Origin of the sequence: Stappia sp. (genome assembly GCF_965276915.1) — a bacterium.
In the GTDB taxonomy this organism is placed as follows: domain Bacteria; phylum Pseudomonadota; class Alphaproteobacteria; order Rhizobiales; family Stappiaceae; genus Stappia.
In genome coordinates this window covers 3,162,725-3,188,601 of sequence record NZ_OZ255709.1, presented here as the reverse complement: position 1 = coordinate 3,188,601, position 25,877 = coordinate 3,162,725, and the positions used below count along the sequence as shown (strand labels likewise).

27 protein-coding genes are annotated in these 25,877 nt (G+C 66.3%); 9 read left to right on the top strand and 18 right to left on the bottom strand.

Annotation, left to right across the window (positions count from 1 at the left end):
• Positions 1-15: 15 nt before the first annotated feature.
• A complete protein-coding gene (locus ACQY46_RS14780; RefSeq protein ID WP_428696795.1) occupies positions 16-1,215 on the top strand; it encodes a lytic murein transglycosylase in 1,200 nt (399 codons plus the stop codon).
• 3 nt (positions 1,216-1,218) lie between these two features.
• On the opposite strand, the gene map is transcribed toward ACQY46_RS14780, so the two are convergent.
• From map to ACQY46_RS14765, 3 genes are all read right to left on the bottom strand, one after another.
• Positions 1,219-1,998 carry a type I methionyl aminopeptidase gene (gene map / locus ACQY46_RS14775; protein WP_428696794.1) on the bottom strand — a complete coding sequence of 260 codons (780 nt, stop codon included), beginning with the start codon at positions 1,996-1,998 and terminating at the stop codon, positions 1,219-1,221.
• A gap of 1 nt (position 1,999) precedes the next feature.
• Positions 2,000-2,206, bottom strand: a complete 207-nt coding sequence (locus ACQY46_RS14770) for a ParD-like family protein (RefSeq protein WP_428696793.1) — start codon at positions 2,204-2,206, stop codon at positions 2,000-2,002.
• 112 nt (positions 2,207-2,318) lie between these two features.
• The gene (locus tag ACQY46_RS14765; RefSeq protein ID WP_428696792.1) at positions 2,319-2,642 is read right to left on the bottom strand and encodes a PilZ domain-containing protein; all 324 of its coding nucleotides are present in this window, start codon (positions 2,640-2,642) and stop codon (positions 2,319-2,321) included.
• Between the two features lie 264 nt (positions 2,643-2,906).
• Between ACQY46_RS14765 and ACQY46_RS14760 the strand changes: the two genes are divergently transcribed.
• Positions 2,907-3,365, top strand: a complete 459-nt coding sequence (locus ACQY46_RS14760) for a DUF4864 domain-containing protein (protein ID WP_428696791.1) — start codon at positions 2,907-2,909, stop codon at positions 3,363-3,365.
• Between the two features lie 53 nt (positions 3,366-3,418).
• On the opposite strand, the gene tgt is transcribed toward ACQY46_RS14760, so the two are convergent.
• The 4 genes from tgt to ACQY46_RS14740 all read right to left on the bottom strand — a co-directional run bounded on the left by tgt (position 3,419) and on the right by ACQY46_RS14740 (position 7,288).
• Positions 3,419-4,564, bottom strand: coding sequence for a tRNA guanosine(34) transglycosylase Tgt (gene tgt / locus ACQY46_RS14755; protein ID WP_428696790.1), 1,146 nt, complete (start codon positions 4,562-4,564; stop codon positions 3,419-3,421).
• Complete coding sequence (gene queA, locus ACQY46_RS14750) at positions 4,561-5,661, bottom strand: tRNA preQ1(34) S-adenosylmethionine ribosyltransferase-isomerase QueA (protein ID WP_428696789.1); 1,101 nt, start codon at positions 5,659-5,661, stop codon at positions 4,561-4,563. Before queA ends, tgt begins: the two co-directional genes overlap by 4 nt.
• A 133-nt stretch (positions 5,662-5,794) precedes the next feature.
• Complete coding sequence (locus tag ACQY46_RS14745; protein ID WP_428696788.1) at positions 5,795-6,244, bottom strand: PACE efflux transporter; 450 nt, start codon at positions 6,242-6,244, stop codon at positions 5,795-5,797.
• Positions 6,245-6,460: 216 nt separating this feature from the next.
• The gene (locus ACQY46_RS14740; protein ID WP_428696787.1) at positions 6,461-7,288 is read right to left on the bottom strand and encodes a tetratricopeptide repeat protein; all 828 of its coding nucleotides are present in this window, start codon (positions 7,286-7,288) and stop codon (positions 6,461-6,463) included.
• Between the two features lie 865 nt (positions 7,289-8,153).
• On the opposite strand from ACQY46_RS14740, the gene parE reads away from it, so the two are divergent.
• The 5 genes from parE (at position 8,154) to ACQY46_RS14715 (ending at position 14,862) form a co-directional block, all read left to right on the top strand.
• A complete protein-coding gene (gene parE, locus ACQY46_RS14735; protein ID WP_428696786.1) occupies positions 8,154-10,223 on the top strand; it encodes a DNA topoisomerase IV subunit B in 2,070 nt (689 codons plus the stop codon).
• Between the two features lie 69 nt (positions 10,224-10,292).
• Entirely contained in the window at positions 10,293-11,027 is a 735-nt protein-coding gene (locus ACQY46_RS14730) for a sulfotransferase family 2 domain-containing protein (RefSeq protein WP_428696785.1), read from the top strand.
• Positions 11,028-11,186: 159 nt separating this feature from the next.
• Positions 11,187-11,588, top strand: coding sequence for a hypothetical protein (locus tag ACQY46_RS14725; RefSeq protein WP_428696784.1), 402 nt, complete (start codon positions 11,187-11,189; stop codon positions 11,586-11,588).
• A gap of 167 nt (positions 11,589-11,755) precedes the next feature.
• Complete coding sequence (locus tag ACQY46_RS14720; RefSeq protein WP_428696783.1) at positions 11,756-13,423, top strand: DEAD/DEAH box helicase; 1,668 nt, start codon at positions 11,756-11,758, stop codon at positions 13,421-13,423.
• 380 nt (positions 13,424-13,803) lie between these two features.
• On the top strand, positions 13,804-14,862 hold the full coding sequence (locus tag ACQY46_RS14715) for a diguanylate cyclase (protein WP_428696782.1): 1,059 nt from the start codon (positions 13,804-13,806) through the stop codon (positions 14,860-14,862).
• Positions 14,863-15,056: 194 nt separating this feature from the next.
• On the opposite strand, the gene sufA is transcribed toward ACQY46_RS14715, so the two are convergent.
• The 8 genes from sufA to ACQY46_RS14675 form a co-directional block, all read right to left on the bottom strand.
• Complete coding sequence (gene sufA, locus ACQY46_RS14710; RefSeq protein WP_428696781.1) at positions 15,057-15,443, bottom strand: Fe-S cluster assembly scaffold SufA; 387 nt, start codon at positions 15,441-15,443, stop codon at positions 15,057-15,059.
• Between the two features lie 118 nt (positions 15,444-15,561).
• Positions 15,562-15,960, bottom strand: coding sequence for an SUF system Fe-S cluster assembly protein (locus tag ACQY46_RS14705; protein ID WP_428696780.1), 399 nt, complete (start codon positions 15,958-15,960; stop codon positions 15,562-15,564).
• A gap of 7 nt (positions 15,961-15,967) precedes the next feature.
• Entirely contained in the window at positions 15,968-17,221 is a 1,254-nt protein-coding gene (locus ACQY46_RS14700) for a cysteine desulfurase (protein ID WP_428696779.1), read from the bottom strand.
• A gap of 47 nt (positions 17,222-17,268) precedes the next feature.
• Entirely contained in the window at positions 17,269-18,594 is a 1,326-nt protein-coding gene (sufD, locus tag ACQY46_RS14695) for a Fe-S cluster assembly protein SufD (protein ID WP_428696778.1), read from the bottom strand.
• A 17-nt stretch (positions 18,595-18,611) separates the two neighbouring features.
• Positions 18,612-19,367 carry a Fe-S cluster assembly ATPase SufC gene (gene sufC, locus ACQY46_RS14690; protein WP_306027515.1) on the bottom strand — a complete coding sequence of 252 codons (756 nt, stop codon included), beginning with the start codon at positions 19,365-19,367 and terminating at the stop codon, positions 18,612-18,614.
• Positions 19,368-19,379: 12 nt separating this feature from the next.
• A complete protein-coding gene (locus ACQY46_RS14685; RefSeq protein WP_428696777.1) occupies positions 19,380-19,700 on the bottom strand; it encodes an antibiotic biosynthesis monooxygenase in 321 nt (106 codons plus the stop codon).
• Complete coding sequence (gene sufB / locus ACQY46_RS14680) at positions 19,697-21,169, bottom strand: Fe-S cluster assembly protein SufB (protein ID WP_428696775.1); 1,473 nt, start codon at positions 21,167-21,169, stop codon at positions 19,697-19,699. Before sufB ends, ACQY46_RS14685 begins: the two co-directional genes overlap by 4 nt.
• Positions 21,170-21,266: 97 nt before the next feature.
• Positions 21,267-22,460: a cysteine desulfurase family protein gene (locus tag ACQY46_RS14675; protein WP_428696774.1), complete on the bottom strand. Its 1,194-nt coding sequence runs from the start codon at positions 22,458-22,460 to the stop codon at positions 21,267-21,269.
• 336 nt (positions 22,461-22,796) lie between these two features.
• Here ACQY46_RS14675 and ACQY46_RS14670 point away from each other — a divergent pair, with 336 nt between their 5' ends.
• Complete coding sequence (locus ACQY46_RS14670) at positions 22,797-23,453, top strand: alpha/beta hydrolase (RefSeq protein ID WP_428696773.1); 657 nt, start codon at positions 22,797-22,799, stop codon at positions 23,451-23,453.
• A 120-nt stretch (positions 23,454-23,573) separates the two neighbouring features.
• Here the strand turns inward: ACQY46_RS14670 and ACQY46_RS14665 are convergent, their stop codons facing one another.
• The 3 genes from ACQY46_RS14665 to coaD form a co-directional block, all read right to left on the bottom strand.
• Positions 23,574-24,011 carry a peptidylprolyl isomerase gene (locus ACQY46_RS14665; protein WP_428700496.1) on the bottom strand — a complete coding sequence of 146 codons (438 nt, stop codon included), beginning with the start codon at positions 24,009-24,011 and terminating at the stop codon, positions 23,574-23,576.
• Between the two features lie 106 nt (positions 24,012-24,117).
• Positions 24,118-24,672, bottom strand: a complete 555-nt coding sequence (locus ACQY46_RS14660) for a peptidylprolyl isomerase (protein ID WP_428696772.1) — start codon at positions 24,670-24,672, stop codon at positions 24,118-24,120.
• Positions 24,673-24,704: 32 nt separating this feature from the next.
• Positions 24,705-25,211 (bottom strand): pantetheine-phosphate adenylyltransferase, encoded by a 507-nt coding sequence (coaD, locus tag ACQY46_RS14655; RefSeq protein WP_428696771.1) that lies wholly within the window; start codon positions 25,209-25,211, stop codon positions 24,705-24,707.
• Positions 25,212-25,350: 139 nt separating this feature from the next.
• Here coaD and ACQY46_RS14650 point away from each other — a divergent pair, with 139 nt between their 5' ends.
• Positions 25,351-25,635, top strand: coding sequence for a hypothetical protein (locus ACQY46_RS14650; protein WP_428696770.1), 285 nt, complete (start codon positions 25,351-25,353; stop codon positions 25,633-25,635).
• Positions 25,636-25,877: the final 242 nt, after the last annotated feature.

Here is a 25,877-nt window from a genome sequence, read left to right as displayed (position 1 = left end):
GACAAGGACCCGCCGATGACCACCCGCCTCTCGTGCCGCCCGCTTGCGGGCCTTGCCCTTGCCGCCATGCTCCTCGCGCCCCTGCCCGCGCTCGCCAACACGCCGTGCGGCGGGGATTTCGGCGCCTTCCTGAACGGTGTCGCCGAAGAGGCCCGCGCCAAGGGCCTGCCGGACGCCGCCATCCGCCAGACCCTTTCGGGGGCGCGGATCGACCGGACGGTGCTGTCGCGCGACCGCGCGCAGGGCGTTTTCAAGCAGGACTTCCTCACCTTCTCGAAGCGCTCGGTGAGCGGCTACCGGTTGAAGCACGGCGCCGGCAACATGAAGAAGTTCGCCAAGGTCTTCGCCAAGGCGCAGGCCGATTACGGCGTGCCGGCGCCGGTGATCACCGCCTTCTGGGCGCTGGAGACGGATTTCGGCGCGGTGCAGGGCGACTTCAACACGGTCAACGCGCTGGCGACGCTCGCCCATGACTGCCGGCGGCCGCATCTGTTCCGCCCGCAACTGATCGCGGCGATCGAGATGGCGGCCCATGGCGACCTCGACCCGGCACGCACGACCGGCGCCTGGGCCGGCGAGATCGGCCAGGTGCAGATGCTGCCCGAGGACATCATCCGCTTCGGCAAGGACGGCGACGGCGACGGCCATGTCGACCTCAAGAAAAGCTCCGCCGACACGATCCTCACCGCCGCTGGCTTCATCAGGAACCTCGGCTGGCGGACGGGCGAACCCTGGCTCACGGAAGTGAAGCTGCCGGCGAACCTGCCATGGGAAAAAACCGGGCTCAACTTCGACACGACCGTCGGCGAGTGGGCGAAGGCAGGCGTTACGGCGCGCGAGGGATCGCTGCCGGCGGCCAGCCTGCCCGCAGCGCTTCTGATGCCGCAGGGGCACAAGGGGCCGGTCTTCCTGGCCTATCCGAATTTCCGCGTCTATCTGGAGTGGAACCAGTCCTTCATCTACACGACGACGGCCGCCTATCTGGCGACGCGGCTTGCCGGCGCCAGCCGCTACGATCCGGGCAACCCGGATCCCGGGCTTTCGGACGCCGCCATGCGCCAGTTGCAGGAAAAGCTTGCGGCAAGGGGCCATGACGTCGGCAAGATCGACGGGATTCTGGGCGCCGGCACGCGCGCGGCGGTGCGCACCGAACAGCTGCGCCTCGGCGTTCCGGCGGACGGCTGGCCGACGCCCGCGCTCCTGTCCCGGCTTTGAGGGTCAGGCGCTTTGCGCCAGGAACCGCGTTTCGTCGCGGCGCAGGGTCAGGACCTCGACGCCGGTTCCGGTAACCGCGACCGTATGCTCGAACTGGGCGGACAGCTTGCGGTCGTCGGTGACGACGGTCCACCCGTCCTCCTCTGTCGAGACCTTGCGGGTGCCCTGGTTGATCATCGGCTCGATGGTGAAGACCATGCCCTCGCGCAGCTTCGGCCCCGTTCCCGGCCGGCCGAAATTCAGCACCTGCGGTTCCTCGTGCATGTCGCGACCGATGCCGTGCCCGCAATATTCCCGGACGACCGAACAGCCGTTCCTTTTGGCGTGCCGTTCGATCGCCGCGCCGATGTCGCCCAGATGCGCGCCCGGCCGCACCTGCCCGATCCCTTTCCACATCGCATCGCGGGCGACCCGCACCAGCCGCCGCGCGGCCGGCGAGGCATTGCCGACGAGATAGGTCTTGCTGGAATCGGCGATGAAGCCGTTCTTTTCGAGCGTGATGTCGAAGTTGACGATATCGCCGTCGCGGATGGTCTCCTCACGGCTCGGCACGCCATGGCACACGACATGGTTGACCGAGCAGTTCAGGACATGCTCATAGCCGTATTGTCCCTTGCTCGCCGGTCGCGCGGCCAGGTCGTCGGTGATGAAACGGTCGACGAGGTCATTGACCTGCATTGTCGACATGCCGGCGAGGTCCTGCCCGTCCAGCATCTCGAAAACCGACGCCAGCAACCGTCCCGATATGCGCATCAGCGCCAGTTCGTCCGCGGTCTTGACCATGTCAGGCGACCGCCGCGTCCGCGAGACGCACATGCGCCGTTTCCAGCTGCATCCTGACGATCTCGTTGAACGACAGGGCCGGATTGGCTTCCGCCAGCATGCCGATCTTCATCCAGAATTCGGCCTGCGCGTTGATGGACCGGCACATGACCGTGCTGGCCCGCCGTATGTCCTCGTGCAGATCATCGCCGATCTTGACGATACCCATGAACATCTCCCGATAGCGAGGTGAATATACGTTTCATATATGATTCGTATATTCTCACGCAATCGCGGGACGGAAGGAACGATGGTGCGCCAGCGCGGTTCGGGACGGTCGCCTACGCGACTTCCGGGTCGGAACGAGACGGCTCGTCGCCCCCCGTGCCGGGAGCGGCGCCCTTGTGCAGGAAGCGGATGCCGGCCTCCTCGCCGTTGAGCCAGACGAGTTCCGCATCGACCTTGATGCCGCGCCTGGGAAACTCGAAGGCAAAGCGATCGCTCAGCCGGCCGTGACCGTTCATGCGCACCCGGCAACCGTTGATGCTGAGATCCTCGACCGTGCAGGCAAGGGAGACGCCGCGATCCACGATGATCGCCGGTATCGCGCAGACCGCTCTGGGAGCCCCGCGGATCTCCCCACGGACATTTGGCTTGTACGGCATGATCAGCTCCGACGGCAGAAGGCCGGTGTGCCGGCCTGCATACGAATTCAATTGTATGAATATTGGTAGCGCAAGTCTCTCAACGGAAGATGAAGACCGACGGTGAAACCGGCGCGCCGCGCGCTCGCACGAATGCACATCCGACAGGGACGACTTGGCGTATCATCAGGAGACGCGGCGTTCCATGCCGGCAGCACACCGGCTTGCAACGCCCTCACACGCCCTCCGCCGCGAGGCGGACGGCCGACCAGCCGGAGGTCCGCGATGACCCGTGCCAACATCTCCGTTGCCGAAAGACGCCAGCCGCTGCTGCCCTTTCTGCTCGCCGCCCTGATGGCGCTGTCGCTCGTCGTCCAGGCGGGCCTCGCGCGCGCCGACGACGGGGTGACGCTGCGCTCCCTGGTCGAGGGCCAGATCGCCGCCTTCCGCTCGGGAGACGCGACCACCGCCTATTCCTACGCGGCGCCTAAAATCCGGAAAATGTTCCCCACGCCCGACCGTTTCATGCGAATGGTGGAGCGCGGATATCCGCCGGTTGTGGCACCGCGTGCGGTCAGTTTCGGCCGGTTGCGCGACACTGCGCGCGGGCCCGTGCAGGAGGTCTACCTGACGGATGCGGGGGGCACCGACTGGCTGGCGCTCTACACGTTCGAGCAGCAGGGCGACGGCAGCTGGAAGATCTCCGGCTGCGTGCTGACAAAGAGCCCCGGCGCGTCGGCCTGAGGCGGCGACAGGTCGCCGAGTTCCCGGTTCTGCGGAGCCAGGTCGCCGGATCTCTATGTTTGCGGCGACACGTCGCCGCGGGCCCAATCCTCGCGCGTCTTCGCCCGGAAGTCCTCGAAGCGGCCCTCCTCGATTGCCGCGCGCATCTCGCGCATCAAGGTCTGGTAATAGGCGAGATTGGTCCAGGTCAGCAGCATCGCGGCGAGCCCCTCGCCGGCCTTCACAAGATGGTGAAGATAGGCGCGGGAGTAGTCGCGCGCCGCCGGGCAGTCGGAGGCCTCGTCGAGCGGGCGCGGATCGTCGGCATGGCGGGCGTTCTTGAGATTGACCTTGCCATGGCGGGTATAGGCAAGGCCGTGGCGGCCGGCCCGGGTCGGCATGACGCAGTCGAACTGGTCGATGCCGCGCGCGACGCTCTCCAGGATGTCCTCCGGCGTGCCGACGCCCATCAGGTAGCGCGGCTTGTCGACAGGCATGGCCGGCGTCGTCACCTCCAGCATCGCCAGCATCACGTCCTGCGGCTCGCCGACGGCGAGGCCGCCGACCGAATAGCCCTCGAACGGCATCTCCCCCAGCGCCTGCGCCGAGGCAATGCGCAGGTCCGGCACGTCGCCGCCCTGGACGATGCCGTAAAGCGCCTGCCCCCTGCCCGGTCCGCCCATCGTCTCAAACTGGGCGCGCGAGCGCTCCGCCCAGCGGAGCGACAGGCGCATGGCGCGCTCCACGTCCTCGCGCGGGGCGGGCAGCGCGATGCACTCGTCCAGCTGCATCTGGATATCGGAGCCGAGCAGTTGCTGGATCTCGACCGAGCGCTCCGGCGTCATCACATGGCGCGAGCCGTCGATATGGCTCTGGAAGGTGACGCCGTCCTCGGTCAGCTTGCGCAATTGCGCCAGCGACATGACCTGGAAGCCGCCCGAGTCGGTGAGGATCGTGTGCGGCCAGTTCATGAAGGTGTGCAGCCCGCCGAGCCTTGCGATGCGCTCCGCGCCGGGGCGCAGCATCAGGTGGTAGGTGTTGCCGAGCACCACGTCGGCGCCAAGCTCCCGAACCTGGCCGGGATACATCGCCTTGACGGTCGCTTGCGTGCCCACCGGCATGAAGGCGGGCGTCGAGACCCGCCCGTGCGGGGTGACGATCTCGCCGCGCCGGGCCATGCCGTCGGTGGCCAGAAGGCGAAAGGAAAAGGGCGCGGTCATTCGGTCACCTTGGGAAAGAGCAGCGAGGCATCGCCGTAGGAATAGAAGCGGTAGCCGTTCTTGATGGCATGCGCATAGGCACCGCGCATCGTGTCGAGGCCGGCAAGCGCGCTCACCAGCATGAAGAGCGTCGAGCGCGGCAGGTGGAAATTGGTCATCAGCGCATCGATGGCGCGGAAGCGGTAACCGGGCGTGATGAAGATCGAGGTCTCGCCGGTGAAGGCCGCAAGCCCCGCCTCCCCTTGCGCCGCGCTTTCCAGGATGCGCAGCGAGGTGGTGCCGACGGCGACAACCTTGTTGCCCCGCGCCCGCACGGCGCGAAGGGCGGCGGCGGTTTCCCCGCTCACCGTGCCCCGTTCGGCATGCATCCTGTGGTCGGCCGTGTCGTCCGCCTTGACGGGCAGGAAAGTGCCGGCGCCGACATGAAGCGTCACCGTGTGGCGGGAAACGCCGCGCGCATCGAGCGCCGCCAAAAGGTCGGGCGTGAAATGCAGGCCGGCGGTGGGAGCCGCCACCGCGCCGTCCTTGTCGGCGAAGATCGTCTGGTAGTCGGCGCGGTCCTGCGCGTCCTCGCCGCGCCTTGCCGCGATATAGGGCGGCAACGGGATGTGGCCGGTGGCGGCGATGGCCTCGTCGAGCAGCGGGCCGGAGAGGTCGAAGGCGAGGAGCACCTCGCCGCCCTCGCGCTTTTCGGCAATGGTCGCGTCCAGCGCGCCAAGCAGGCAGGCGCCGCCCTCTCCGCGCGCGGGATCGTGGGTGAAGCGGACGCGGTCGCCGACGGCGAGCTTCTTGGCCGGGCGGGCGAAAGCCCACCAGCGATCCTCGCCGGCGCGCAGGTGCAGGGTGGCGGAAATGCCGGCGACCGCCTCGCCGCGCGTGCGGGTGCCCTCGAGCTGGGCCGGGATGACGCGGGTGTCGTTGAAGACGAGCGCGTCGCCCGGCTCGAGCAGGCCGGGAAGATCGCGCACCCCGGCATCGGAAAGCACGGGCGCGGCGGCGGTGCGCACGACGAGCATGCGCGCGGCGTCGCGCGGACGGGCCGGCCGCAACGCGATCCGCTCCTGCGGCAGGTCGAAATCGAAATCGTCAACACGCATGGAATTCGGCAACTCGCTGGAGGGGCGGACCCGGCCGCGCCGGTCTGGCGATGGCCCGCGCCAGTGGTTCGTGGCGGACCCGCCACAGGCCACGGCTCTTAGCGGTCCGCCGGAACAGGGTCAACCGCGGCGATCAGGCGCCACCGGCCTCGCCCGCGCGCATCTCGCGCTCCGCCGGGAGCGGGAAAACGAGATCATAGGCCCAGTTGAAGACGAAGGCATAGACCACATAGAAACCCGCGAAGGAGACGTCCATCAGCAGCGCCTGGATGAGCGATACGCCCAGATACCAGGCGATGAAGGGCATCAGCAGGACCAGGAGGCCAAGCTCGAACAGGCCGGCATGGACGAGACGCAGCCACAGCGTCTTGCGCACATCGCCCCTTGTCCGCAGCAGGGCATGGTCGAAGGCGAGGTTGAAGACGTAGTTCCACACGGTGGCCAGCGTCGCGCCGACCAGGGCGACGACGCCGATCTCGTTCACCGGAGCGTGGAACGCCCAGGCACCGAGAGGCGTGACAAGCGCCAGGCCGATGATCTCGAAGGAAATGGCGTGGCGGATGCGGTCACGGGTGGTGCGCATGGGAAAACTCCCTTCCAGGGCTTTCGGGTCGTCCCGAATGTGTGTCCCGGATGGGGGAGGCCGTCCTCGCTTGCCGCTGAGATAAGATCCGCCGCGCGGGTTTCAAGAGCCGGTTGCCGCGCAGGCATCACAGTCATTCGCCACAAGGCGGATGGCAACGGTGGAAAAGGCCGAGAAGCAGTCCGCCGACACCGCTGCATGGCGGCATGCAGCGGCCTATTCGGCCTTGCCGGCGATCAGCGAGGGGTTCTTCGCCAGCCAGTTGTCGGCAAGCGTCGTGGCGCGGCGGCGCACTTTCTCGGAGGCAAGGCCGAAGCTGCGCTCCTGCGCCTCGGTGATCCACATGTTCTCGTGGCCCGCGACGCGGCGCTGGGCGACCGTCAGCCACATCAGCCCGGCCGTGCGGTTGTCGGAGCCGCCGAACTCGCCGTTCGACAAGAGTTCGCCGAGCCGCGCCTGGGCGTGCAGGTGCCCTTTCTGGGCGGCAAGCTTCAACCAGCGCGCGGCCATGTGAGGATTGCGGTCGGGCTCCTCGAGATAGAGCATGCCAAGGTGATACTGCGCATCGGCATCGCCGAAATAGGATGCCGCGTAGGTGAAGATCTCGCGGGCCCGGGTGACGTTGGGCTGGATGGCGCTGTCGTGGATGCCGGTGAGATAGTAGGAGCCGAGCTCGACAAACGCGCTGGCGATGAACGGCGCGCGGGGCGAACTGGGGCTGTCGTCGGCATAGTTGGAGGCGATCTGGCGGAAATACTCGAACGCCTTGATGTCGTCTTCCTTGACGCCGTCGCCGCGCGAATACATCCGGCCAAGCTTCCACGCCGCCAGGGGATGGCCCTGTTCGGCCGCGAAACGCAGGGAATCCAGCGCGCGTTCCTTCTCGCCCGCATAGTAGAAGCGGGTGCCGTTGCGCAGCGCCTCGCCGGGAGAAATGTCGGCATTGTCCCGAACGGCGCCCGAAAGCTTCGCCGCAGCCTCCGCAGCGGTCTCCTGCGCGCTCGCCGAAACCGGCGCCGCAAGCAAGACCGCCAAGGCACACATGACGCCTGACCCTTTAGTCCAACCAGTGATCCGCATTATCGACCGCCTCGCATGCGCCGGACATTCTGCCCCGTCGATCGGCCGTATCGGCCGGTTCCCCGGGAGGCGTGTCCTTCGCGCACGCGCCTTCATCCTTGTTTTTCGCGAGTCCGCGCCTGCCGCGAGCGACCTGGTCGCAAGGGTCGGCGAGACCCGTCGGGTGTGATGACACGCTTCCCGCGTGCCGCCTTCCCCCCCAATTCACCAGGAGTTCAATCCTGGCCTCTTTCAAAAACCGCGCCCCGTCAGGGCACGCCCCGAAGCCCGTTTCAAGGACCCGGCCGGGCCTCGGGAAAGACCCTCGACCCAGTGGAACCGAGACTAGACCGGCAACTGGGCAAGAGTAGGACCTGACCGGTCATTCCGCCGCCGCATTCCCGCCGGGCGCGTCCGGAAGAACTCCACGTTGGCCGTCAAAAAAAGGCCGAAACACGGCAATCGTGACACGATCGGGCCGGTCATTGCAGAGTCCTGCAACACTGTTGCCGGCCGGCCACAGCCCCTCGGCTCCCTGCGAGGGCCAGGGCAATCAGCCGGCGACCACCAGGATCATCGCATTGGCCAGCAGCAGGCCGGCGGCGACAAGTTCCACATGCACGCCGAAGCGCCTTGACGAAGCGGTCATCTTGACTTCCTCCTCCAACACACGGCCGGCAAGCGGAGACCTCGACGCGGTCTCCCCGCGACCTGGATGCAGTCTATCCGAGAGCGGTTGAAAAACGGTTTTCAACGGGCCTGCGCTTGATCCTTGGACGAATCCGTCGCACACGGCAGAATCATGAGTGATTCGGGGCCGGCCACCGCACGCCCCGCAACCGGACAGAGCATGACCACCGCAGACGATCTTTTCGAAGAGGGCTCCGGCCCGGCGACCCAGAAGCCCGCCGCAGCCGACGACACGGCCAAGGCGCCGGCAGCGGCCAAGCGTGCCCGTCCGACCGCGCCGGCGCGCACGGAACGCGGCGACGGATCCGACTACACGGCGGAGCATATCGAGGTCCTGGAGGGGCTGGAGCCGGTCCGGCGGCGTCCGGGCATGTATATCGGCGGCACCGACGAGCGCGCCCTGCATCACCTCTTCGCCGAGGTGATCGACAATTCGATGGACGAGGCGGTCGCCGGCCATGCCAGCTGGATAGAGGTGAACCTCACCGCCGACGGCTGGCTGTCGGTGGCCGACAACGGCCGCGGCATCCCGGTCGATCCGCATCCCAAGCACAAGGACAAGTCGGCGCTCGAGGTCATCATGACCACGCTGCACGCGGGCGGAAAATTCGACAGCAAGGTCTACGAGACCTCCGGCGGCCTGCACGGCGTCGGCGTCTCGGTGGTCAACGCGCTGTCCGAGGAACTGGTCGTCGAGGTGGCGCGCGCCCGCAAGCTCTACCGCCAGACCTTCCGGCGCGGCCTGCCGCAGGGCGGGCTGGAGACGGTGGGCGATGTGCAGAACCGGCGCGGCACCCTGGTGCGCTTCCGCCCCGATCCGGAGATCTTCGGCAAGGGCGCGACCTTCAAGGCGGCGCGCCTGTTCAAGATGGCCCGCTCCAAGGCCTATCTCTTTTCCGGCGTCGAGATCCGCTGGCGCTGCGCGCCCGAGGTGGCGGAGCGCGAGAGTGTCGAGGCGGAGGCCACGTTCCACTTCCCCGGAGGCTTGCGCGACTATCTTGCCGACGCACTGGGCAAGGAACGGCGCGTCATCGACGACACGTTCGCCGGACGCACCAAGGACACCGGCCGGCACGGCTCGGTGGAGTGGGCGATCACATGGTTCGCCGGCGACGGCTTCATCAATTCCTACTGCAACACGGTGCCGACGCCGGAAGGCGGAACGCACGAGGCGGGCCTGCGCTACGCCCTGCTGCGCGGGCTCAAGGCCTATGCCGAGCTGACCGGCAACAAGAAGGCCTCGATCATCACCGGCGACGACATCGTCACCTCGGCCGGGGCGATGCTTTCCGTGTTCATCCGGGAGCCGGAATTCGTCGGCCAGACCAAGGACAAGCTGGCCTCGGCGGAAGCGACCCGGGTGGTCGAGGTCGCGGTGCGCGATGCCTTCGACCACTGGCTGACGGCCTCGCCCAACCAGGCCAACAAGCTGCTGGAATGGGTGATCGACCGGGCCGACGAACGGCTGCGGCGACGCCAGGAGAAGGATGTCGCGCGCAAGACGGCGGTGCGCAAGCTGCGCCTGCCGGGCAAGCTTGCCGACTGTTCCTCGAACCAGGCGGCGGGATCGGAACTGTTCATCGTGGAGGGCGACTCGGCCGGCGGCTCGGCCAAGCAGGCGCGCAACCGCATGAACCAGGCGGTGCTGCCGCTGCGCGGCAAGATCCTCAACGTGGCCAGTGCCGGGCGCGACAAGCTGGCCGCCAACCAGCAGCTCGCCGACCTCGTCCAGGCGCTCGGCTGCGGCACCGGCAAGACCTATCGCGACACGGACCTGCGCTACGAGAAGGTCGTGATCATGACGGATGCCGACGTCGACGGGGCGCATATCGCCTCGCTGCTGATCACGTTCTTCTACCGCGAGACACCGGACCTGATCCGCAACGGACACCTTTATCTCGCCGCCCCTCCCCTGTATCGCCTGACGCAGGGCGGCCGGACGATCTACGCCCGCGACGATGCCCACAAGGACGCCCTGCTTGCCAGCGAGTTCAAGGCCGGCTCGAAGGTGGATATCGGTCGTTTCAAGGGTCTGGGCGAAATGCTGCCGGCCCAGCTGAAGGAAACCACGATGGACCCTTCCAAGCGCAACCTGCTGAAGGTGGAGATCGACGAGAGCGAGGCCGCGGGAACCGGACCGGCGGTCGAGCGGTTGATGGGCAACAAGCCGGAGGCGCGCTTCCAGTTCATCCAGGAAAACGCGCGTTTCGCGGAAGAACTCGATATCTGAGGCATGGCAACGCGGATGGCATCCCCCTCCACAATGCCGTTGACCCATCAACCGGGAAAGGCCGGTGCCTTGCTGACGGCACTCATCAATGCCTACCTGCGCCGGCGGCGGCCCCTGCACGACCACAGCTTCCTGGTGCTGACCGGTCACGGGCTGGCCTTTGGCCGCTGTCCGAACGCAGCCAGCGAAGGCATTCGCACCGCATTGCTGCGCCTTGCCGGCGCGCCGGCCGGCATGGCGGGACGCCCCCGCTACGCGACCGGAACCCTGTCGTCCTGGACCGACGGGCTGACCCTTCTGTCGGGACGACAACTGACGCGGCTGCACCCGCAGGCGCTGGTCTTCACCGTGGTGCGCGATCCGCTGACACGGGCCGCCTCGTGTTTCGACAAGCTGGAACGCGGTGTGACGCCGCCTTCGGAGCATGATCCGGTTCTGGTCAACGGGCTCGACTTCGCCCGGTTCGTCTCCCGCATCTGCGCCACGCCGGACTGGCGCAGCGCCAATGCCTATCGCAGCCAGACATCGATCCTGGCGCACAAGAACCGGCTTCTGCCCACCCGGGTGCTGCGCTACGAGACGGCGGACGCCGACTGGGAGGCGCTGCGCTGGGACGTGGCGGCGCGCAGCGATGCCGACATCGGTCCGCTGCCGGCGATCGCGGATGCCGGGGAGCAACGCATCGCGGAGCTGGCGGGCGGCCTCGACCCGGCCTTGCGGCTGGCCCTGCGCCGTCGCTACGCAGCCGACTACCGGGCGTTCTACGAGGGCACCGACCTGGCCGTGCCGGTGACGGGGCGGTGACAGGACCAGCGACGGGCAGGCCGGTTGTCGACCCCCGGTAAAATCGCCCGGTTCCGGTCGCCTCCGGCTTGTTCTAGAGTGACCTGCAATATCCCTTCCGACCGGAGCGGCCCTGCCGGCGCGCAGCTCCCGCCGGACCCGTCAAGGAGACGCCCGCCGATGCGCATCCCCTTCCCTTCCGCCCCGATTGCCGCGCTCCTCCTGCTGGGCGCGAGCGTGCCGCTTGCCGCCGATCCGGTCGGCGATCTCGTCGGGGCGCTGCCGGAGTCCCTGCTCGGACTGACGCGGCTGGCCGGGCCGGACGGCAGCGACACCGGCTTCGTGGTGGCGCGCGAGGCTGCGCGCGACCGGCTGTTCATCCTGCGCGGCGGGGCCGTCGTGGAGGTCGGGGAAGCGGGTGAAACGGGCGGGCGGATCACCTCGCTGCGCAGCGAAAAGGATGCGCACGGCGTGCTGGCCTTTGTCGATATCGCCGGCGCCGACGGAGCGGAAACCACTTACGAGCTGTTTCTCGAAGGCGAGAATGCAGCCGGTTACGTATTTCAGCAGGCAAGTAACTGAGACGCACCGGCTCCAGCGATGAAGCCGATAATTCTTGGCGAGGGCGCCTGCGAGACTTTGGATCGTTGACATTTTATTTTGAAACTGTAGTGTGCGCGCCAAAGTGCCGGAACCTGAAGCACCAACTCGGGACCCGGCTATGTTCCCTGTCATAACATCAAGGTCATATGTCCTTTTCCTCACTTGGATTGAGCGAGAAAGTGCTCGCCGCCGTGGAAGCGGCCGGGTACACCGAACCCACCGCCATTCAGGTCGGCGCCATTCCGCATGTCCTGCAGAAGCGCGACGTGCTGGGGCTCGCCCAGACCGGCACCGGCAAGACCGCGTCCTTCACCCTGCCGATGCTGACATTGCTGGAAAAGGGCCGCGCCCGGGCCCGAATGCCGCGCACGCTCATTCTCGAGCCGACGCGCGAGCTGGCCGCCCAGGTCGAGGAAAACTTCAACAAGTACGGCGTCAACCACAAGCTGAACGTGGCCCTGCTGATCGGCGGCACGTCCTTCGGTGACCAGGACAAGAAGCTGGATCGCGGCGTCGACGTGCTGATCGCGACGCCGGGGCGGCTGCTCGATCATACCGAGCGCGGCAAGCTGCTGCTGCAGGGCGTCGACATCCTCGTTATCGACGAGGCCGACCGCATGCTCGACATGGGCTTCATCCCGGACATCGAGCGGATCTGCAAACTGATCCCGATGACCCGCCAGACCCTGTTCTTCTCGGCGACGATGCCGCCGGAGATCCAGCGCCTGGTCGACACGTTCCTGCACAATCCGGCGCGCGTGGAAGTGGCCCGCACCTCCTCCACCGCCGACACGGTGACGCAGCAGGTCGTGGCCGCCGGCTCCAAGGACTTCGACAAGCGCGCAACGCTGCGCAAGATGATCGACCAGGCCGAGAACCTGACGAACGCCATCATCTTCTGCAACCGCAAGCGCGACGTGCAGACCGTGTTCCGCTCGCTGCAGCGGCACGACTACTCGGTCGGCGCACTGCATGGCGACATGGACCAGCGCTCGCGGATGGCGACGCTGGAGCAGTTTCGCAAGAACGAGCTGACGCTGCTGGTCGCCAGCGACGTCGCGGCGCGCGGCCTCGACATTCCCGCTGTCAGCCATGTCTACAACTATGACATACCGACCCATGCCGAGGACTATGTCCACCGCATCGGCCGCACGGGCCGGGCCGGGCGCAGCGGTGTCGCGATCACCCTCATCACCGGCGGCGACCAGAAATATCTGGGCGCCATCGAGAAGCTAATCGAGCGCAAGCTGCCCTGGCTGGAAAACGAGATCGACTTCGAGGCGGAAGCCGCAGAGGCCAAGGGCCGTCGCGGACGCGGCGGCGATGCCGCTCCCGCACGCGGTGGCAAGGGCCGCTCCGGCGGACGCGGCAAGGATGCCGAGGACGATGGCCGCAGCCGGGCCGCGACCCGCACCCGCAGCAAGCGCGCCGCAACCACGGATGCGCCGGCAGCCGATGCAGAGGCGGCAACAAGCCCCGCCGAGATCGCGGAAGCCGTCGAGGCGACCCCGCCTGCCCGCAAGGAGCGCGCGCCCCGGGCACCGCGCCAGCGCAAGCCCGCTGCACCTGCTGCCGCTGCCGGGACGGCTCCGGCCGAAGAGACAAAGGCCGCACCTGCTGCCCCTGCTCCTGCCCCGCGCCGGGCGCGCGGCGGCAAGCCGGCTTCCGGCAATGACGGCAACAACGCCAAGCGCGGCGACAACAACAATAACAAGCGGCGGCGCGGCGGCAATGACGACGAGCCGGTGATCGGTCTCGGCGACCACGTACCGGCCTTCCTGCTGCGTGGCATCCGCCCGACCAAGGCCGGCTGAGGCCGGCTTTCAAGACAGGTTCGAAAGAACGAATCCCTCCCGCGCGGCCATCGCAATACGGGACGAAAACGGGCAGATCTTGCCCATGCCGGCGGTGCATTTTTGCCGCCGGCGAGAAGTTGCCCACCGTCAAAAAGACGGATGATTTCTTGCCAGCCATTTGAAAATAAGGCGAAAACCCGCCATTTTCCGCGAATTTTTTTCCGGCCCTGCCCACTCCCGGGAACACCGCGCGCGCGAACTGCAAGCAGCGCATTGACGGAACGTTCCGACAAGCTTAACCGTGCCTTAAGCGTTCAATGAGATACACTCAGTCGTAGATTTCTTGATGGTCGCGTGCATTGACTTGCAGCACGTCACCGATACGTGTGGAACCTTGCATGGCCCAGGAAGACGACCACAAGCGGACGATCGTCTACGGTGACGCGGCGCTCAAGTATATCCGGAAGAACACGCTTCCGGCATATCCGCGTTTCTATGAGCTCTGGTACACCTACGCCGCAGGTTTCAACCATTCCCTGAACCGCGCCGTCAACGAGATCGCCGGCACGAACGGATCCGTCACCACCGAACAGCTTCAGCAGATCTACAACAGCTTCCTGTCCCCGACGAAACTCGGCGACCGGATCGACGAGGTCGGCGAGAAGATCTCCGACGAGATCCGCGACATGGTCGACATTCTCGGCCAGAGCGTGGATTCGGTGTCGGAATACGGCCAGTCGCTGGCCGGCGCCCAGGCGCAGCTGGAGAGCATCAGGGATCCCAAGCAGCTCAAGCAGCTGGTCGCGCATCTGCTCAAGGCAACGCACAACACGGCCGATTCCAACAAGCAGCTGGAGGACCAGCTGGTGGAATCGCGCAAGCAGATCGAGGATCTGCAGGAAAGCCTCGAGGCGATCCGCTACGAGTCGCTCACCGATGAGCTGACGACGCTCAGCAACCGCAAGCATTTCGATCACACGATCGAGCGGATGGTGAAGGATGCCTCGGAAAGCCAGGAGCCGCTGTCGTTGCTCTTGACCGATATCGACCATTTCAAGAAGTTCAACGACACCTACGGCCACCAGACCGGCGACCAGGTGCTGCGCCTCGTCGCGCTCGCGGTGAAGCAGAACGTCAAGGGCCACGACGTCGCCTGCCGCTATGGCGGCGAGGAGTTCGCGATCCTGCTGCCGCATACCTCGCTGCGCCAGGCCGTGACCGTGGCCGAGCATATCCGCCGCGCGGTGCTGTCGAAGGAACTGGTGAAGCGCTCGACCGGCGAGAATCTCGGCCGGATCACGATCTCCATCGGCGTCTCCACCTTCAAGCCGGCGGACACCACGCAATCGCTGATCGGCCGCGCCGACAGCGCGCTTTATGCGGCGAAGGGCGCCGGGCGCAACCTGGTGCGCTGCGAGACCGACCCGGATGTCGAGGAAGACAGCCGCGTGGCGTGACGCGGCGGTGTAGTGCCGGACGACCGCCGGCGCTTTCGGGCCCGCGCGCCGCGACGGACGGGATTTCTTCCCCATATCGCAGAATTGAAACCAGCCCCCGGACGCCCGCACGCGCGCCGTTCCGGTGACGCGCGGGCCGTTGCCCGTTGTCATTCGCCGTCGTCGATTGCCCGGCGGCCTGCCGCGCCCCCGCCTCAGGCTTGCGAGGCCCCGGCCCCGAGCGGATCGCCCTCGGCAGCCTTCAGGTTGACGGATTCGCCGCAACCGCAGGCGGAAACCTCGTTGGGGTTCCTGAAGACGAAGCCCGAGCGGAACTTCGAAATCTCGTGATCCATCTCGGTACCGAGAAGGAAGAGAGCGGCGGAGGGCTCGATGAAGATCTTGACGCCCTTGTCGTCGATGACATCGTCGCCGGCACGCGCCTCGTCCACGAGGCTCATGTCGTATTCCATGCCCGCGCAGCCGCCCTTCTTGATGCCGACCCGAAGGCCGAGGGCGGGCGTTGCGGCATTGTCGACGATCTCGCGCACGCGATCAGCGGCGGCGTCGGTGAGTGTCAGGACCTGAAATCTGGAAGCCATGAGTGTCGAATTCCCGAATTTGAGGTGCCGGGCCGCCGGCGGCATGGATCGGTCCAAGTCGGACCACGTCCATCGCGCGGCGGCATATCGTTACCCGTAATATAGGGTCAAGACCGGCTCAGTACCAGTTGAGCGCGACCTTCGCCTCTTCCGACATGCGCTCCGGCGTCCACGGCGGATCGAACACCATCTGCACGTCGACATGGCCGATGCCGGAGACGGACGCGACCGCGTTCTCGACCCAGCCCGGCATCTCGCCGGCAACCGGGCAGCCCGGCGCGGTCAGCGTCATGTCGATCTTGACCGAGCGGTCGTCCTCGATATCGACCTTGTAGATCAGGCCGAGCTCGTAGATGTCGCAGGGAATTTCCGGGTCGTAGACCGTCTTCAGCGCCCCGACGATATCCTCGGTGAGGCTCTTCAGCTCGTCCTCGGTAAAGGCCGAGCCGGCCGCCCCGATCTCGGCCTGCAGCTCCTCGGCGACCGTGTCCGCCGGCAGTGTCGTCTGTTCGCTCATCTCGCCCTCATGCGAAAAAGTCGTGGGCCTTTTGCAGCGCCTCGACCAGACGGTCGACCTCGTCGACCGTGTTGTACAGGCCGAAACTGGCGCGGCATGTCGATGTTACACCATATCGTGCGAGCAGGGGCTGCGCGCAATGGGTGCCGGCGCGCACCGCAACGCCCTCGCGGTCGATGATCGTCGACACGTCGTGCGCATGCACGCCCTTCATCTCGAACGCGACGATGGCGCCCTTGCCGGGGGCCTCGCCGAAGATGCGGATCGAGTTGATCTGCTTCAGCTGCCGATGCGCGTAGTCGCGCAAGGCCGCCTCGTGCGCCGCGATCCTGTCGCGGCCGATGCCGTCCATGTAGTCGAGCGCAGCGGCAAGGCCGATCGCCTGGACGATGGGCGGGGTGCCGGCCTCGAACCGGTGCGGCGGGCTGTTGTAGGTGACGTTGTCCTCGGTGACATCGAGGATCATCTCGCCGCCGCCGTTGAACGGGCGCATCCGCTCCAGATGCTCCATCTTGCCCCACAACGCGCCGATGCCGGAGGGCCCATAGACCTTGTGGCCGGTGAAGACGAAGAAGTCGCAGCCCAGATCCTGCACGTCGACAGGCATGTGCACGGCCGACTGGCTGCCGTCGACCAGCACCGGAATGCCGCGCGCATGGGCGATCTGGCACAGCTCGCGGATCGGCACGACGGTGCCGAGCACGTTGGACATGTGGGTGATGGCGACGAGCTTCGTCCGCGGCGACAGGGCCGCCTCGAAGGCCTCCAGGTCGAAGGAGCCGTCCTCGCGCACAGGGACCCATTTCAGCACGGCGCCCTGCCGTTCCCGCAGGAAGTGCCAGGGCACGATGTTGGAGTGGTGCTCCATGATCGAGAGCACGATCTCGTCGCCCTCCCCGATCCGCTCCGCGCCAAAGGTCTGGGAGACGAGGTTGATCGCCTCGGTCGTGGAACGGGTGAAGATCACCTCGTCGACGGACGGCGCATTGAGGAAGCGGCGCACGGTCTCGCGCGCCGCCTCGAAATTGTCCGTGGCGGTGTTCGACAGATAGTGCAGGCCGCGATGGACATTGGCGTATTCGTGGGAATAGGCCTTCGTCACCGCGTCGATCACTGCCTGCGGTTTTTGCGCCGACGCGCCATTGTCCAGATAGACGAGCGGCTTGCCGTAGACTTCGCGCGACAGGATCGGAAAGTCGCGGCGCACGGCCGCCACGTCATAGGGCGCGGCGAGCGTATCGGGATTGGCGGTCAGCGTCATGTCGGTCCCCTTCCGGAGGGAAGTTTGGCCCGTTTCCGGGCACAAGATCAGGCGGCCTGGTCGAGCCAGTCGCGGATACGCGCCTCGAATGCCTCGACAATGACCTCCTCGCCGATTTCCTCGACAGCCTCGGCGAGGAAGGCGAGCACCAGCAGGGTGCGGGCTTCCTTTTCCGGAATGCCGCGCGCGCGGAGATAGAACAGGAGGTCCTCGTCGATCTCGCCGCTGGTCGCGCCATGGGCGCACTGGACGTCGTCGGCGAAAATCTCCAGCTCCGGCTTCAGCGCCATCTCCGCGTCTTCCGACAGGAGAAGCGACTGGGTCATCATCTGGCCGTCGGTCTTCTGCGCGTGCGGGCGGACGATGATCTTGCCCTGGAAGATGCCCTTGGCGCCGTCGTCGACAACCGTCTTGAACAGCTCCCGGCTGTCGCAATTGGGCACCGCATGGTCGATCACCAGCGTCTGGTCGACATGCTGGCCCTTGCGCACCATGGTGATGCCAAGAAGGTCGGCACGGGCGTGCTCGCCGGTGAAGGAGACGAAGGCCTGGTGACGGGCAAAGCCCGATCCGATGCCCGCCCCGATCACCTTGACGGCGGTCCTGGCGCCAAGGGTGACGACGGCGGTGCCGACATGGGTGGTGCCGGCGGCCTCCGCCTGCAGGCGGGCCACGGTGAGCTTGGCCCCGTCTTCGGCGCGAATGTCGGTCAGCGTGTTGGAGAAGGTGCCATCGGTGCCGCCCAGGAACGTCTCCAGGACGATGGCCTCGGCGCCTTCCCCGGCCCGGATCACGACCCGCTCGGCGGTGCTGGCCGCGGCCTGTCCGAGCGCATGGACGATCTCGACCGGCTTCGACAGGGTCACTCCGGCGGGAACGACCAGCTCCAGCCCGTCGGCGCAGAAGATGGCGTTGAGGCCGATGGCGGCGTCCTTGGTGGCGATCGCCGGAAGGTCCATCAGCGTCTCGCCGGCCTCGGCCAGCGCCTCGGCGAGCGGACGCGCCAGGGCGCCGTCGGCGGCCAGCGCGGCCATGTCGGAAAGGCCCGCATGGAAGTGGCCGTCGACGATCACCAGCCGGTGGCGGTCGACGTCGCCATAGACGTTGTCGAGCCCGGCCAGAACGGATTTGGCATCCGCCTCGTCCCGGCGCGCGGCGAAGGGTGCGACGCTCTTCAGCCGGTTGCGCAGGTCGGAATACTTCCATTCCTCGACGCGGCGATGCGGCAGGCCGGTCTGGCGGAAGGCGTCGAAGGCGGCCTTGCGGCGGCCGGCGACGGCCTCGTTGCCCGGGAGCGCGTCGCGCTCCTTGTACCAGGCTTCCGTCAGTTCGGTTTCGGCGCGGGTTTCAAGCGCGCGCGGTTCGATGGTCATGTCGGGTCCCCGCTTGTTCACGCGGCCGCGTCGACGAAGTCGGCATAGCCGTTCTTCTCGAGCTCGAGCGCCAGGTCCTTGTCGCCGGTCTTGACGATGCGGCCCTTCGACAGGACGTGGACGACGTCCGGCACGATGTGGTCGAGCAGGCGCTGGTAGTGGGTGATGACGACGAAGGCGCGCTCGGGCGAACGCAGCGCGTTGACGCCGTCCGAAACGACCTTCAGCGCATCGATGTCGAGGCCGGAATCGGTCTCGTCGAGAACGCAGAGCGAAGGCTCGAGCAGCGCCATCTGGAGGATTTCCGAGCGCTTCTTCTCGCCGCCGGAGAAGCCGACATTGAGCGGGCGCTTCAGCATGTCCATGGTGATCTGGAGCTTCGCAGCCTTGTCCTTGACGCGCTTCATGAAGTCGGGCGTCGAAAGCTCGCCCTCGCCGCGCGCCTTGCGCTGCGCGTTGAGCGCGGTCTTGAGGAAGGTCATGGTCGCCACGCCCGGGATCTCGATCGGGTACTGGAAGGCGAGGAAGAGGCCGGCGGCGGCGCGCTCGTCCGGCGACAGCTCCAAGAGGCTCTCGCCATTATAGAGAATGTCGCCCTCGGTGACCTCGTAATCGGTCTTGCCGGCGAGGATGTAGGAGAGCGTCGACTTGCCGGATCCGTTCGGGCCCATGATGGCGTGCACTTCGCCCGGCTTCACCACAAGGTCGATGCCGCGCAGGATCTCGGTGCCGTCATCGGCGATGCGGGCGTGCAGGTTCTTGATCTCAAGCATGATATCTTCCGTTCAATAGGTACGTGCTTCCAGCAACTCGTAATGGGCGGAAAGCTCGTCAAACCGTTTCAAGACAGCTCTCGCAGCAGGCGGGACGTAACATTTCTCGTAGTCGTCCCCGACGAAGGCCTTGATCGCATCGATGTCGTCGAATTCCATGATCGTCACGAATTCAACCTCATCAGCCAGGGGACGCCGCATCATCTCGAAGCGCCGAAGCCCGGAGATCTGCATCGCCTCGATGCCCACGGACACCTCTTCGCGCAGCAGCTTCTCATAGGTGTCGGCGTTCTCAGGTGTCGTCCATCCGTGCCAGACCCGTTTGACCGTCATCCAACGCTCCCCTCCAGGCTGATCGAGATCAGCTTCTGGGCCTCGACCGCGAACTCCATCGGCAGCTGCTGGATGACGTCCTTGACGAAGCCGTTGACGATCAGCGCCACCGCTTCCTCGTCGCTAAGGCCGCGCTGCTGGCAGTAGAACATCTGGTCGTCGGAGATCTTCGAGGTGGTCGCCTCGTGCTCGAACACGGCGGTCGAATTCTTCGATTCGATATAGGGAACCGTGTGGGCGCCGCAGTCCTGGCCGATCAGCAGGCTGTCGCACTGGGTGAAGTTGCGCGCGTTGGAGGCCTTGCGATGCGCCGAGACGAGGCCGCGATAGGTGTTCTCGGACTTGCCCGCCGAAATGCCCTTGGAGATGATCCGGCTCGACGTGTTCTTGCCCAGATGGATCATCTTGGTGCCGCTGTCGATCTGCTGGCGGCCGTTGGACACGGCGATCGAGTAAAACTCGCCGCGCGAATTGTCGCCGCGCAGGATGCAGGACGGGTATTTCCAGGTGATCGCCGAACCGGTCTCGACCTGGGTCCAGGAGATCTTGGAATTCCTGCCCCGGCAGTCGCCGCGCTTGGTGACGAAGTTGTAGATGCCGCCCTTGCCCTCGCTGTCGCCCGGGAACCAGTTCTGGACGGTGGAGTACTTGATCTCCGCATCGTCGAGCGCGATCAGCTCGACCACGGCCGCGTGCAGCTGGTTCTCATCGCGCTGCGGCGCCGTGCAGCCCTCCAGATAGGAGACGTAAGCGCCCTTCTCGGCGATGATCAGCGTGCGCTCGAACTGGCCGGTGTTCTTCTCGTTGATGCGGAAATAGGTCGAGAGCTCCATCGGGCAGCGCACGCCCTCGGGCACGTAGACGAAGGATCCGTCGGTGAAGACCGCCGAGTTCAGCGTCGCGTAGTAGTTGTCGGTGACCGGAACGACGGTGCCCAGGTACTTCTTCACCAGTTCGGGATGCTCGCGCATCGCCTCGGAGATCGAGCAGAAGATGACGCCGGCGGCGGCGAGTTCCTTCTTGAAGGTGGTGACCACCGAGACGCTGTCGAAGACGGCATCGACGGCGACGCGGTTCTTCGGCTCGACACCGGCCAGGATCTCCTGCTCGCGCAAGGGGATGCCGAGCTTCTCGTAGGTGGCGAGAAGCTCCGGGTCGACCTCGTCGAGGCTCTTCGGCCCCGGCGCCGATTTCGGCGCGGAGTAGTAGTAGATGTCGTTGAAGTCGATCTTCGGATAGCTGACGCGGGCCCAGGTCGGCTCGCTCATCGTCAGCCAGCGGCGATACGCGTCAAGCCGCCATTCCAGCATCCATTCCGGCTCGTCCTTCTTGGCCGAGATGAAGCGGATGATGTCCTCGTTGAGGCCCTTGGGCGCCTTGTCGGACTCGATGTCCGTGAAGAAGCCGTACTTGTACTGATCCACATCGATCGACCGGACGCGGTCGATCGTTTCCTGAACTGCAGGCATGCGTGTCTCCATCCACTGCGGTGTCAAGGACCGCGGGTTGTCGCACTATGTAAGGACGCGGCAATGCCGCCGCATCCGGTCGTGATGGGTCGGACCCTCAGGCGGCGCGTCCCGCGCCTGCCTGCCTGATCCGTCCCGAAATCTGCCGCCAGGCGGCAAGAAAGCCTTCAATTTCCCCTTCGCCGCTGTCGCGGCCGAGGCTGACCCTGATGGCGCCGCGCGCCAGATCCGCCGAAACGCCCATGGCGAGAAGCACCGGCGAGACGCCGACCTTGCCGCTGGAACAGGCGGAACCCGAGGACACGGCGATGCCCGCAAGGTCGAGGGCGATCAGCGCGGTCTCCGCCGAAACGCCGGGAACGGCGAAGCAGCAGGTGTTGGCCAGGCGCGGCACGCCGGCCCCAAAGACGACGGTGTCGCTCCATATATGGCAAAGCGCACGTTCCAGACCATCCCGAAACGCGGCAATTTCGCCCCAGCCGCCGGTTTCCGCCAAGGCCAGATCGGCGGCAAGGCCGAAACCGGCGATGGCGGCGACGTTTTCGGTGCCGGCGCGGTTCCAGTTTTCCTGGCCGCCGCCAGTCAGAAGCGGTGCCGGACGCAGGCCCGCATCGCGCAGGACGAGGGCGCCCGCCCCTTGCGGTCCGCCGATCTTGTGGGCCGAAAGGGCAAGGCTGTGCGCGCCCCAGCCGGCCATGTCGATCCCGATGCGGCCGGCCGCCTGCACCGCGTCGACATGAAGGATCGCGCCGGTGCCGTCAAGCACCCGGGCGATTTCGGCGAGTGGCTGCAGCACGCCGGTTTCGCTGTTGGCGGCCTGGATCGCGACCAGCGGCATCTCGCCGGCCTCCGACAGCGCCTGAACTCTTGCGGCGAGCACGGCGACATCGACAATGCCGCCGGCATCGACCGGCAGAAGCTCGCGCGCAGCAGCGGGAAAACGGCCGCCGGCGATCACGGACGGATGCTCGGTGTCACAGGTGAGCAGGTGCGTGAACCGGCGCTCTCCCCTGCCCGCCTTCCAGACAGGCGACAAGGCCGTGACATTGGCCTCGGTCGCGCCGGAGGTGAAGGCGACATGGGATGCGGGCACGCCGCAGAGCCGCGCCACCTGGGCGCGGGCCGTCTCGACGAGAGCGCGCGCGGCGCGGCCCTCGCCATGGACGGAGGACGGATTGCCGGTGCGCGTCAGCACCTCGCAGACAAGCCCGGCCACGCGCGGGCGCAGCGGCGCCCCCGCATTGTGATCGAGATAGATCCTGCCTGCATCCGTCATCGTCAAACGTGCCATTCCCGCCGGAACCCGGAAATGCCGGGCCCATTCATGAAAACCGCGCCCGGCTTCCCTCTTGTGCGATGCAATCCTTGCAATTCCGCGTGGAGATCGGTTTAAGACATGCCTATATACCACGCTGGCCGGACAGGCTGATCCGACAGACCGCCCACCTGAACCGAAGGAAGCCCGGCGCGAGCCGTCAACTTTCGAACGATTCTAAAGAAGTTGTAGGAACCAGGGGCATCCGAGTCAAGCCGGAGCCAGGTGGCAACCCTGAGTTTTCGCGACGCGCGCCGCCCGGATCACGAGGCCAGAAAACAAGGAATACGAGCCCCATGAACGAGGTGGTCCATGCCTGAAGTGATTTTCAACGGTCCGGCCGGCCGGATCGAAGGCCGCTTTCAGCCGGCGAAATCGCGAACGGCGCCGATTGCGTTGATCCTGCATCTGCACCCGCAGTTCGGCGGGACGATGAACAACCAGATCGTCTATCAGCTCTACTACATGTTCGCGAAGCGCGGCTTCGCGGTTCTGCGCTTCAACTTCCGCGGCGTTGGACGCAGCCAGGGCTCGTTCGACCATGGCCAGGGGGAGCTCTCCGACGCGGCGGCCGCGCTCGACTGGGTGCAGACCGTTCATCCGGACGCGCGCTCGTGCTGGATCGCCGGCTTTTCCTTCGGCGCCTGGATCGGCATGCAGCTCTTGATGCGCCGCCCGGAAGTGGAAGGCTTCATCTCGGCCGCACCGCCGGCCAACCTGCATGACTTCTCGTTCCTGGCGCCCTGCCCCTCCTCCGGCCTGATCATCCACGGCGATGCCGACAAGGTGGTGCCGAACAAGGACGTGCAGACGCTGGTCGACAAGCTGAAGACGCAAAAGGGCATCGTGATCGATCACAAGATCATTCCCGGCGCCAACCACTTCTTCGAGAACCACATGGACGAGCTGATGGGCGAATGCGGCTCCTATCTCGACAAGCGGCTCGGGGTGACCACCGAACGCGCCTGAGGTTCCTGAGATTCCGCCCGCTTGCGGGCGGGTGTGAGCCGAAACGAAAAACCCGCAGCCGCGAACAGCGACTGCGGGTTTTTCGTGTTCAGTTGCAGGCAGGCCGGAACCGGCCGCCAATCAGGCGAGGTCGGCGGCGACCTTCAGCGAGACGATCTTGTCCGGGTTGACCACCGGCTCGCCGCGCTTGATCTTGTCGACGTTCTCCATGCCCGACAGGACCTGACCCCAGACGGTGTACTGGCCGTCGAGGAAGGAGGCGTTGTCGAAGCAGATGAAGAACTGGCTGTCGCCGGAATTCGGATCCTGGGCGCGCGCCATCGAGCAGGTGCCGCGCAGGTGCTTGCCGGCGTTGAATTCGGCCGGAAGCTTCTTGCCCGAGCCGCCGGTGCCGGTGCCCTTGGGGCAGCCGGTCTGGGCCATGAAGCCCTCGATCACGCGGTGGAAGACGATACCGTCGTAAAAGCCGTCGCGCGCCAGTTCCTTGATGCGGGCGACATGGCCCGGGGCCAGATCCGGCCGCATCTCGATGACAACCTCACCCTGGGTCGTCTCCATCACCAGGGTGTTTTCTGCGTCCTTGTAGTCAGCCACCTGAGCGTCTCCTTGTTCGGTGGTGGGCGGCGCGGCCCGGGCGCACCCGGGGCCGCACCTGCGTCACTGTTCACTTGGCGTCGGCGGCAACCTGCAGCCTGACGATCTTGTCCGGGTCCTGGACCGGCTCGCCGCGCTTGATCGCGTCGACGAACTCCATGCCCTCGACCACCTCGCCGAAGACCGTGTACTGGCCGTTCAGCCAGTCGCCGTCGGCGAACATGATGAAAAACTGCGAGTTGGCGCTGTTCGGGCTCTGCGAGCGGGCCATGCCGAGCGTGCCGCGCGCGAAGGACGCATCGGAAAACTCCGCCTTGAGGTCCGGCAGCTCGGAGCCGCCCATGCCGGTGCCGGTCGGATCGCCGGTCTGGGCCATGAAGCCGTCGATCACCCGGTGAAAGACGATACCGTCGTAAAAGCCCTGCCGGGTCAGCGTCTTGATGCGCTCGACATGGACGGGCGCCAGGTCCGGGCGCAACCGGATGACGACGCGGCCGTCCTCGAGATCGAGATAGAGCGTGTTTTCGGCATCGGCCTGCTGCGCCGAGGCCGTGCCGAGCGAGGCCGGCAGCGCGAACGCCACCACAAGGGCGAGCGCGGAAATCATGGAAAGCAGTCGGGTCATCACGAAGGGCTCCCGGAACGGATGAAGCGGTGTCAGGATTTTTCGGCCAGGCGCCGGGCCAGGCAATCGGCGACATGCGCCGGCACGAAATGGCGGACGTCGCCCCCCATCTTCGCGATCTGCCGCACCAAGGTGGCGGTGATGTGACGCACCTCGGGCGAGGCCGGCAGGAACACCGTCTGGACCTCCGGCGCGAGCGAGCGGTTCATGCCGGCCATCTGCATCTCGTAATCGAGATCGGTGCCGTCGCGCAGGCCCCGCACCAGGAAGGCGGCGCCCTGGCGGCGGGCCGTCTCGATGACAAGGTCGTCGAAGGCTATGACCTCGAGGCGGGCCGCGTCATCGGCGCCGAAGGCCGCGCGGGCGACCTCGCCGATCATCGCGACGCGCTCCTCGAAGGAGAACATCGGCACCTTGCCGGGATGAACGCCGATCGCCACCACGACGCGATCGGCAAGATCGAGCGCGTGTCGCAGGATGTCGATATGGCCGTTGGTGACCGGGTCGAAGGAGCCCGGATAGAGCGCTGTGCGAGTCATTCCGTGTGTGTACAGAGGCCGCCGCGGCTAGACAAGCACCGGATTGAACCTGTGTTGCGAAAATGACGCTGGGATGGAACTTATTTCTCAATGCCGCGTTTTCTGCTAGACTGTTGCCAATAAGCATAAGGAGGCGTCCATGCGTGGCATTGCAGCTTTGGGCCTTGGCGGCCTCGCCGCCGCAGCCATCGTCGTCGCGGCAGCCGGCTTTGTCCTGCAGCCGACGGACAGTATTGCAGCCAAGAAGGGCGACCGCCTGTCCAGGGTGGTGCAGGTCGCCTGCGGCACGTCCACCGTCTCCGACACCAAGAGTTGCGACGAGCTTGCCCGCGCGCTGGTGCCAAACTCCGGTCCCGTCTATGCAACCGTCGCTTCGACGGAAGGCACAACGACGGTGCTTCGGCGCATGCGCGTTTCAGAGTGATCCGAAAAACCTGACCTCGGACCTCTAGACAGCGTGACGGCGGGTTCCCCGGCCCGCCGTCATGTTTTTGTGCAGCGCGCATCGACCGCGGCCGATCCACGGTTTCCGCCTGCGATCCTCCAGGTTCTTCCCCTTCTCTTCCTTTCCCCTTTGCCGGCCAGGGCCGGCGTCGACCCGATTGCCGGTCGTCGGGCGGGCCCGATCCTTGAAGGCCGGGGGCCGTTCACGCGAAGGTGACCGGC